Source organism: Streptomyces sp. NPDC058308 (assembly GCF_042880275.1).
GTDB lineage: Bacteria > Actinomycetota > Actinomycetes > Streptomycetales > Streptomycetaceae > Streptomyces.
Genome location: NZ_JBHVZA010000048.1, coordinates 34,127 through 43,520, shown reverse-complemented (window position 1 = coordinate 43,520; position 9,394 = coordinate 34,127). Strand labels below are relative to the sequence as shown.

At 70.1% G+C, this 9,394-nt stretch carries 9 protein-coding genes; 3 read left to right on the top strand and 6 right to left on the bottom strand.

Features of this window, described 5'->3' with window-relative positions; genetic code table 11:
• Positions 1-133: 133 nt before the first annotated feature.
• Entirely contained in the window at positions 134-1,180 is a 1,047-nt protein-coding gene (locus ACFVYL_RS36235) for a LacI family DNA-binding transcriptional regulator (protein WP_389724028.1), read from the bottom strand.
• A gap of 278 nt (positions 1,181-1,458) precedes the next feature.
• Here ACFVYL_RS36235 and ACFVYL_RS36230 point away from each other — a divergent pair, with 278 nt between their 5' ends.
• Positions 1,459-2,406, top strand: coding sequence for a nucleoside hydrolase (locus ACFVYL_RS36230; RefSeq protein ID WP_389724025.1), 948 nt, complete (start codon positions 1,459-1,461; stop codon positions 2,404-2,406).
• On the top strand, positions 2,403-3,854 hold the full coding sequence (locus ACFVYL_RS36225; RefSeq protein WP_389724022.1) for an MFS transporter: 1,452 nt from the start codon (positions 2,403-2,405) through the stop codon (positions 3,852-3,854). Before ACFVYL_RS36230 ends, ACFVYL_RS36225 begins: the two co-directional genes overlap by 4 nt.
• 28 nt (positions 3,855-3,882) lie before the next feature.
• Here ACFVYL_RS36225 and ACFVYL_RS36220 read toward each other — a convergent pair whose 3' ends face one another.
• A complete protein-coding gene (locus tag ACFVYL_RS36220; RefSeq protein WP_389724019.1) occupies positions 3,883-4,809 on the bottom strand; it encodes an SMP-30/gluconolactonase/LRE family protein in 927 nt (308 codons plus the stop codon).
• An 85-nt stretch (positions 4,810-4,894) separates the two neighbouring features.
• On the opposite strand from ACFVYL_RS36220, the gene ACFVYL_RS36215 reads away from it, so the two are divergent.
• On the top strand, positions 4,895-5,338 hold the full coding sequence (locus tag ACFVYL_RS36215; protein ID WP_389724034.1) for an Lrp/AsnC family transcriptional regulator: 444 nt from the start codon (positions 4,895-4,897) through the stop codon (positions 5,336-5,338).
• Positions 5,339-5,358: 20 nt separating this feature from the next.
• Here ACFVYL_RS36215 and ACFVYL_RS36210 read toward each other — a convergent pair whose 3' ends face one another.
• Genes ACFVYL_RS36210 through ACFVYL_RS36195 form a run of 4 tightly spaced genes read right to left on the bottom strand, consistent with a single transcriptional unit; the run spans position 5,359 to position 9,225 of the window.
• On the bottom strand, positions 5,359-6,123 hold the full coding sequence (locus tag ACFVYL_RS36210) for an SDR family NAD(P)-dependent oxidoreductase (protein ID WP_389724016.1): 765 nt from the start codon (positions 6,121-6,123) through the stop codon (positions 5,359-5,361).
• Positions 6,120-7,106, bottom strand: coding sequence for an ornithine carbamoyltransferase (locus ACFVYL_RS36205; protein ID WP_389724014.1), 987 nt, complete (start codon positions 7,104-7,106; stop codon positions 6,120-6,122). Before ACFVYL_RS36205 ends, ACFVYL_RS36210 begins: the two co-directional genes overlap by 4 nt.
• The gene (locus ACFVYL_RS36200) at positions 7,103-8,449 is read right to left on the bottom strand and encodes an APC family permease (RefSeq protein WP_389724011.1); all 1,347 of its coding nucleotides are present in this window, start codon (positions 8,447-8,449) and stop codon (positions 7,103-7,105) included. Before ACFVYL_RS36200 ends, ACFVYL_RS36205 begins: the two co-directional genes overlap by 4 nt.
• Entirely contained in the window at positions 8,446-9,225 is a 780-nt protein-coding gene (locus tag ACFVYL_RS36195; RefSeq protein ID WP_389724008.1) for an ArpA protein, read from the bottom strand. The genes ACFVYL_RS36200 and ACFVYL_RS36195 overlap by 4 nt, the downstream gene beginning before the upstream one ends.
• Between the last annotated feature and the right edge of the window lie 169 nt (positions 9,226-9,394).

Genomic DNA, 9,394 nt, shown 5'->3' with positions numbered 1-9,394 from the left:
CACGCACGCTCGCCGCGTTGTCGGGCTCATCCCGGTACGCCCGGTACCGGGATGAGCCTCCGCCTTGCGATCGCACGCACCAGACGCCGCGAGGCGGCCCTCCGGGCGAACGACGCGAGTTTGACGACAGGGCCTAGGGAGCGGCGGTGCGCTGTCGGCCCACGCCCGCGCCTGCCGCGTCACCCGCCACGCTCGACTCGCGCACGACGAGCTCGGGTGCGAGCCGTATCGCGCGTTGCGGTCCGTCCTCGCCGGCCGCGAGGCGCCGGGCGAGGAGCCGTGCCGCCTCGGCGGCCAGCTCGGTCACCGGCTGGCGGACCGTGGTGACGCCCGGTGCGGAGAGCGCCGCCATCGGGATGTCGTCGAAACCGGTGACGGCGACCTCGCCGGGCACGTCGGCGCCGAGCTGCTGCAGGCGCTGCAGGGCCCCGATGGCGATCAAGTCGTTGGCGCAGACGAGGGCGTCGGGCCGGGCGGGCCACACCTCGTCGACGGCGGCCCGGCCCCACTCCACGGAGAAGTCGCCGAGGGCCACCCGGTCCGGCGCCCCGGGATCGAGCGCACCGGCCCCGGCCTCGTACGCCGCACGTCGTTCGGCGGCGGCGGACGCCGACCCCGTCGCGCCGAGGAAGCAGACGCGGCGGCGGCCCGTGGCGGCCAGATGATCGAGGACGAGGGCCATGCCCGCCGTGTTGTCGACCGCCACGGAGTCCGCGACGGCGGGCCCGCAGCCCCGGTCCATCAGGACGAGCGGCACCCGGGCGGCCGCCGCGCGCACCGCTTCCCTGCTGCGCTCCTCGTGCGCCGGGATCACCAGGAGCGCGTCGACCTGCCGGCTCAGCAGGTCGGCGATGTACTCCGCCTCGGCCGCCGGGTCGTCGTCGCAGTCGGCAAGGAGCACGGCCCGCCCCTCGGCGTGCAGGGCATGGGTCAACTCCCGCACCAGCGTGGGATAGAAGGGGTTCGTGATCTGCGGCAGGACGAGCCCGACCGTGCCGGTGGAGCGGCTGCGCAGGGCCCGGGCCGCGTGGTTGGGCCGGTAGCCGAGCGCGTCGGCGGCCTCGCGGACACGGCGGGCGGTCTCGGCGCCGACGGGGCGCGTGCCGGCCAGGACCCGGGAGACCGTGGCGACGGAGCAGCCGGAGGCCCGGGCCACATCTCTCAGCGTTACGTCGGCCACGCCGCGCCCACCCTTCGCTGTATTTCGGCAAACGTTATCAGCGGGCTTCCGGCGTCACCAGACCCAATGCCAGCCCCAATATTCGGGGTGAAATGTCCCTATTGGTGAGAGTCTGCATCGAATCGAAGCCGTCCCGAACTGTGTCCGTTCCGGGCGAATTTGCCGTGATGTGTCGTTGACCATTGACATAATTCGCGTCGGTGCACACAGTCTTCGGAGAACGTTTTCCCGAGCCGTCGCCGCGCAGCGTCAGCTCAGCCGAACAAAGAGGTTCCGCGATGCCCCGAAAGATCATCCTGGACTGCGACCCCGGGCACGACGACGCGATCGCCATGCTCCTGGCGCACGGCAACCCGGATGTCGAGCTGGTCGCCGTCACCACCGTGGTGGGCAACCAGACCCTGGAGAAGGTCACCCGCAACGCCCTTTCGGTGGCCCGCATCGCGAACATCACCGGCGTACCCTTCGCCGCGGGCTGCCCCCGCCCCCTCGTACGCGACGTCGAGAACGCCCCGGACATCCACGGCGAGAGCGGCATCGACGGTCCCGTCATGCCCGAGCCGACCCTGACCCTGGACGAGCGGCACGCCGTCGACCTCATCATCGACACGGTCATGGCGCACGAGCCCGGCGAGATCACCATCGTGCCCACCGCGGGCCTGACCAACATCGCCCTGGCCGCCCGCAAGGAGCCGCGCATCGTCGAGCGCGTCCGCGAGGTCGTCCTCATGGGCGGCGGCTACCACACGGGCAACTGGAGCCCCGTCGCCGAGTTCAACATCAAGATCGACCCCGAGGCCGCGCACATCGTCTTCAACGAGAGCTGGCCGGTCACCATGGTCGGCCTCGACCTGACGCACCAGGCCCTCGCCACCCCCGAGGTCATCGAGCGCATCGGCAAGGTCGGCACCGCCCCGGCCCTCTTCGTGAACGAGCTCCTCGACTTCTTCGGCGCCATGTACCTGGAGGCCCAGGGCTTCGACGCGCCGCCGGTCCACGACCCGTGCGCCGTCGCGTACGTCATCGACCCCAGCGTCATGACGGTCCGCAAGGCGCCCGTGGACATCGAGCTCACCGGCACGCTCACGCTCGGCATGACCGTGACGGACTTCCGGGCGCCCGCCCCCGACGACTGCCACACCCAGGTCGCCGTCGACCTGGACCACCAGCGCTTCTGGGACCTGATCGTGGACGCGCTCGAGCGGATCGGCGACGTGCGCGCATGAACGCCTCCCTCACCGAACCCGCCGCCGCTCCCGGCGGCGCCCGCGGCTCCCGCCCGGTGCGCGTCGGGGTCCTGGTCGCCGCGCTCCTCGCGGCCTGCTTCGCCTTCCAGCTCAACGCGAGCATGCTCAGCCCCGCCCTGAAGAACATCGAGGACTCCCTCGGGGCGACCTCGGCCGAGGTCGGCCTGACCCAGACGGCGTTCTTCACCTCGGCCGCGCTCTTCTCGCTCTTCCTGCCGCGCCTCGGCGACCTCGTCGGCCGCCGCAAGGTGCTCGCCGGAATGCTGGCGCTCATGGTCGTCGGCTGTGTGGTCGCCGCGCTCGCCGAGAGCGTGCCGATGCTCTTCGTGGGCCGCGTCATCCAGGGCATCTCCGGGCCCACCGTGCCGCTCTGCCTGATCATGCTGCGCAACGAGGTCCACGAGCCGAAGAAGTACGGCACCCTCCTCGGCGTCATCACCGCCGTCAACGGCGGCATCGCGGGTCTCGACTCCCTCGGTGGCGGCTTCCTCGCCGACCACTACGGCTTCCAGTCGGTGTTCTGGGCCATGGCCGGCGTGGCGGCGATCGCCGCACTCCTGGTCGCCACGCTCACCCCCGAGTCGAAGGCCGCCGACACCGCCGACACCCGCATGGACTGGCCGGGCGTGACCCTCCTTGTCATCTCGGTCGGCGCGGCCCTGATCGCCCTGAACGAGGCGGGCAAGCTCGGCGCCGCGAACTGGGTGCTCGTCGGCGCCCTGTTCGTCGTCACCGCCGTCGCCTTCGCCCTGTTCTGGCGCACCGAGGACCGCAGCAGCCACCCCCTGGTCGCCACCCGCCATCTGCGCCAGCGCTCCACCTGGGCGCTGTTGCTGACCACGGTCCTCACCATGACCGGCGTGTTCGCCGTGATGAACGGCATGATCCCCGCCTTCGCCCAGGACGCCCAGGCCGGCTTCGGCATGGGCGCGGAGCAGTCCGCCTGGTGGACCCTGACGCCGTACGCCCTCGCGGGCCTGGCCATGGGCCCTCTCGCGGGCCGCCTCGCCGCCACGTACGGCTACGGGCGCATCCTGCGCCTCGGCCTCATCGGCTCGGCCGTGACGGTCGCCCTGATGCTGTTGACGCTGCACGCCGACTCGCGGCTGCTGCTCCTGCTCGCCTCGGTCCTCATCGGCGTCACCTACGCGGGCGTGGGCAACATCGTCCTGAACGGCCTCGGCATCGTGCTCTCCCCTAAGGAGAACCCGGGCTTCCTGCCGGGCCTGAACGCGGGCGCCTTCAACCTCGGCGCGGGACTCAGCTTCGCCGTCCTGTACGCCGTGCAGACCGCCGCGGCACCGGCCGACGAGACGTCGCCCGCCGGCTACACGGCGGGCATGATCGCCGGAGTCGCGCTCATCGCGGCGGCCTTCGCGACGTCCTTCCTCATCCCCAAGCCGGTGGAGGCGGAAGCCACGGAGTGAGCGCGCGGCGCCGTGCAAAGACAGGCTCTCAAGCGCGCACGCGGGGCAGCCCCGTCACGGACATCACCAGGGAGTAGAGGGAGCTGGTGGCCGTGATGAAGAGCCGGTTGTTCTTCGGCCCGCCGAAGGCGATGTTGGACACCGGCTCCGGCACCCTGAGCCGTCCGATGAGGGTGCCGTCGGGGTCGTAGCAGTGCACCCCTCCCTCGATGGCGGCGGCCCACAAGCGGCCGCCGTCGTCGAACCGGATGTTGTCGAACCGGCTGACGTCGTCCTTCGCCTCGGCGAAGACCTCGCCGTCGGACAGCGTGCCGTCCTCGCGCACGTCGAAGACCCGGATGCATCCGCCCCGCGTGTCGGACACGTACAACTGCCGCTCGTCGGGCGAGAAGACGAGACCGTTCGGCGCCCCGAAGCCGTCCGCGACCAGGCGGACCTCGCCCGTCGACGGATCGATCCGGTACACGTTGAGACCGTCGATCTCCGGCTCCGCGCGATAGCCCTCGTAGTCGCTGGTGATGCCGAAGTCCGGGTCGGAGAACCACACCGATCCGTCGGAGCGGACCACCGCGTCGTTGGGGCTGTTCAGCCGCTTGCCCTCGTACCGGTCGGCGAGCACGGTGATCCGCCCGTCGGGCTCGGTGCGGGTGACCCGGCGATTGCCCTGCTCGCAGCTGACCAGCCGGCCCTCGCGGTCGATGGTGTTGCCGTTGATGTGCCCGGCGGGCGACCGGAAGACGGCGACGCCGCCGGTCGTCTCGTCCCAGCGCAGCAGGCGGTCGTTGGGGATGTCGCTCCAGACCAGCTGGCGCCAGGCGGGCAGGTAGAGCGGACCTTCGGCCCACCGGCATCCGCCGTACAACCGCTCCAGCCGGTCGTCCCCGTTGGCACACCGTCCGGTACGGAACCGCTCGTCCAGGATCTCGTACGGAGAGGTGCTGTCATTGCCGGACATGAATACTCCTTGGCGACTGATGGCTGAATGACATTCTGTCGATCATGACTATGTCAGAACGTTGTATGGTTGCGCCATGGTGACCGTGGATGACATCGACCGTCGGCTGATCGCCCTGCTCCAGGAGGACGCGACCATCTCGTACGCCGCGCTCGGCAAGGGGGCCGGACTCTCCGCGGGCGCCGCCCACGAGCGGGTGCGCAAGCTGCGCGAGCGCGGAGTCATCCGGCGTACGACCGTCGAGGTGGACCCCGCGACGCTCGACCGCGGGGTCCTTGCCTTCGTGATGGTCGACTCGACGGTGTGGATGGGGGAGTCCGCGGCCGCGTTCGAGGCGATACCGGAGATCCAGGAGGCGCACGTCATCGCGGGCAGTGCGTCGGTCCTGGTCAAGGTCCGCACCGCGACCACCGAGCAACTGCAGGACGTGCTGCGCCGGTTGTACGCGATCGACGGGGTCAGCGGCACGCAGGCGACCGTCTCCCTGGAGACGTTCTTCGAGCGGCCGGTGTCACCTCTTCCCCACTGACCCACCCTGTGCCCGACGTCTCAGACGCTGCCCCCGCCGTCGACACTCAGCACGGTGCCGGTGATGAAGTCGGCGTCGGGCCCGGCGAGGAAGGCCACCGCGGCGGCTATGTCCTCGGGCGTGCCGATCCTGCCCAGTGGCCGGTCGGCGGCCTCGGCGAGGAACTCGGCGTCGGACTGGCCGAGTTGACGCGCCTCCCGGGCGAGCATCGGCGTGCGGGTGTCGCCCGGGGCGACGCAGTTGACCCGGATGCCCGCGGGGCTGTGGTCCAGCGCCATGGCCTGCGTCAGCATCACCACGCCGGCCTTGGCCGCGCAGTACGCGGCGGCCTTCTCCCCGGCGCGCAGCCCCCAGCCGGAGGCCACGGTGATGATGCGGCCGTGCCCCGCCCGCTCCATGAGCGGCAGCACCGCCCGGCACACCAGGAAGACGGAATCCACGTTGTCCGCGAACGACCTGTGCCAGTCCGCCAGGGACAGCTCCGGCACCGTGCCGCGCCGGATGCTGCCCGCGACACAGCACACGTCAGTGATGGTGCCGAGCCGGTCGGCGACCTTCTTGACCAGGGCCGACACCTCGCCCTCCGCAGACACGTCGCACAGGAACGACTCGGCGCGCCCGCCCGCCACGCGGATGCGCCCGGCCACCGCCTCGGCCTCGTGGTCCCGGTCGACGACCGCGACGTGCGCGCCCTCGTCCGCGAGCCGCCGGGCGACGGCGCCGCCGATGCCCCCGCCGCCCCCGGTGACCAGCGCCACCCGCGCGCCGGACCCTGCCGCCGTCATCGCGGGCCCCCCTGGAGCGTGCCGTCGAACAACTGGGTGAGCAGGGCCTTCTGGGTGTGGAGTCGGTTCTCGGCCTGTTGGAAGATCTTCGACCACGGGCCGTCCTTCACCTCGGCGTCGACCTCCTCGCCCCGGTTGGTGGGCATGCAGTCGAGGAACACCGCCCCGTCACCGGCCCGCCGCATCAGCGGTGCGGTGATCCGCCACCGGTCCGCGAGCCGGGTCCTCGCCTGGATCTCCTCCTGGCCGACGAGCGTCGGGGACTTCCAGCTCACGGTGTACACCGCCGCGCAGTCCTGGACGGCCCCCTCCAGATCGTGCGTGAGCTCGATGCTCGCGCCGGTGCGGGCGGCGACGGACCGGGCGGCCCGGGTCACGCGCTCCTCCGGCGCGAAGCCCGGCGGATGCGCGACGGTGATGCGGTGCCCGAGCACGGCCGCGGCCATCATCGAGGAGTGCAGGACTCCGGGGGTCTTCTGCCGCGGCGAGTAGGACCAGGCGTACACGACCCGTTTGGCCGGCACCTGCGCCCCGTACAGCTCGCGCAGCGTCATGAGGTCGGCGAGCACCTGGCAGGGGTGCTCCTCGTCGTCCAGCGCGTTGATGACGGGGATCGTCGCGCGCTCGGCCATCGCGCGCAGGCGGCGGTGGCCCGCGCCGTACTCGTCCATGTCGTACCAGCGGACCACGAGCGCGTCGAGATAGCGGTTGAGTACGCCGATGGTGTCCTCGATCGACTCACGGTTGGCGAGTCGGAGCTCCTCCACCCCGTACGGGTAGCTGTCCGCGCCGAGCTGGGAGGCGGCGACCTGGAAGGAGACCCTGGTTCTGGTGGAGGGCACGTTGAAGAGCAGGCCGATGCAACGGCCCGCCAGGTGGGCACGTGTGTCGTCGCCGCGTTTCATCGCTTCGGCGAGGTCGAGCAGGGCGCACATTTCCTTGGCGGAGAGGTCCTGTATTCGCAGGATGTGTCGCGCGCTCACGTGAGGACTCCTGTCTCGGTGGGTGGGGTGACGCGCTTGCGCAGCCACCGCTCCGCGATGACGGAGAGCAGCAGCATCGCCAGCGCGATGACGAGACTGACGCCGAAGAACGGCAGCACGGCGAGGGTGGCCACGATGACCGCCAGATTCAGCCGGGCGGTGCCGCCCCTGGGCAGCAGTCTGGCCGCGGAGAGAAAGGCCATCAGGAAGATGAGCAGGTAGGTGGCCGACGACGCCTTGATGAGGGTGGTCTCACTGGAGTCGGTGACGAGCAGGAGCACGACCGACACCGCGTAGCCCGGCAGGAGCGCGAGAACGGCGCGCCCCGGGATCCTGCCCCGGGCGGAGAGCTTGCTCAGCCGGGCGGGCAGGAGGCCGTCGCGGGCGAGGGCGAAGACGACGCGCGAGGTGCCAAGGCACCAGGCGTTGGTGGTGAGCAGCAGCAGAATCCCGGCGACGAGAAATCCGCTGCTCTGCAGCCCGGCCCCGGTGGCCACTTCGAGGAGCCGCACGAACGCCGTCAGATCCGACTGTCCCGACCCGCCGGACTGTCCCGCGGCCGATTCGGGCAGCGCCACCGAGACGGTGAAAGCCATCGCGAAGTACAGGAGCCCCACACAGCTGACGGCATAGAGAATCCCTTGAGGAAAGGTGCGTTCGGGATCCCGCACCTCCTCGGCCACCGGCGCGGCGTTCTCCCAGCCGATGAATCCGAAGAAACAGATGAGCAGCGTACTGCCGAGAGCGCTCCAGCCGTGCGGCGCGAACGGCGTGAGGCGCGTGTAGTCCCCCTCGGGCAGCGCGAGGCAGATGACGACGGCCAGCAACAGCACCACGGCGCCGAGCACCACCATCTGGGCGCGCGTACTCACCTTGATTCCCCAGAGGTTGAGCGCCACGCAGAACACGATGACGGCGGCGCCCGCGAGCAGCGCCGCCCGGTTCGAGGCGCCGGGATCGACGGCCGAGAGCAGATAGCGGCCCGCGGCGAGTCCCAGCACGGGATTGCCGGCGAGCAGGGTGACGAGCAGGAACACGGCGGCGATTCGGCCCGCCCGGGCGCCGAAGGCCGCTTCCACGAACTGGGCGACGCCCTTGCTCGTGGGATGCCGTACGGACAACTTCGCGAAGATCAGGGCGAAGGGGTAGCTGTAGAGGATCAGCAGCCCCCACGCGACCAGGGACAGCGGTCCCGCCTCGGCCCAGGCGAGCGCGGGAATCAGCAGAACTCCCGCGCCCATCACGGAGGTGATGTAGTGGACGACGAGTCCCGATGTGGTCAACTGCCGCGGCAGTTGAGGGGGCTCGGAAGCCGTTGCGGGAGCCCCCTCGACAGACGTCATACGGTCTGTCCCGCCTGTTCTTCGCGCGAGCCGCGCCAGAGCCCGTCCATGGTCTCGTGGCTGATCTGTTTGTGCAGGTCGGCATGGGAGGCGTAGCCCATGTTGATGATGAGCCGACGGCCGCGGCTCAGTGGATAGACGCGGTGCAGGGTGGTATCGGTGCGCATCAAGTAGAGGTCGCCCGGGCGTAGTTCGAAGGAGTGGATGGGCTGCCTCAGGAACTGCCGGTGCACTTGAGGGTCCTGCTTGTTCCAGTACGTGCGGGGCACGCACTGGACAAAACCGCCGTGCTCCGCGGGCGGGCAGTCGACGACCCAGACGAGCGCGAAGCTGTAATCGTCCCAGTGCCAGCCGTGCGTGTCACCGGACCGCTCCAGCTCGGTGATCACGTACCGCTCCGGCTCATAGGGGCACAGGAGCACCGGCTCACCGGCGATCGTGCCCAGAGTTCTGAGGAGATCCGGGGAGGAATACACCTCCGGAATGACGGATCCGTGGTCGCTGATTTCCTGGTGGCGGACATTGCGCATGTGCCGGGGCGTATGTCCGGTCTCTCTGAAGCTGATTGCACGGCGTACGCCGTGTTCCGCTACGAGGTTTTCGATTTCGTCCGCAATCGCTGATTTGACACGGTCGGGCGCGAGGAAGGGCAATGTGGTGAATCCGCACTGGAGGAAATCGCGTCGCGCGCCCTCCAGGCGGTGTTCCTCGACATTCTTGACCAGGTGTTCCGAGAGGGACTGAACGAGGCCCCCGATCCGCTCGTCCGGTCGCATGACCAGCTCCCCACGTCGTCGGCAGGAGGTGTGCTCACTTCGGCCTATTTCGAAGACGGAAGCCTACCCGGTCACTCTGTGAACGCCAAAGAAAGGGATGTATTCCAGCCAGCCGACGGGGAAGGCGGGCGCACTACGCTGTACAGACCGCACGGGATATTACGATCCG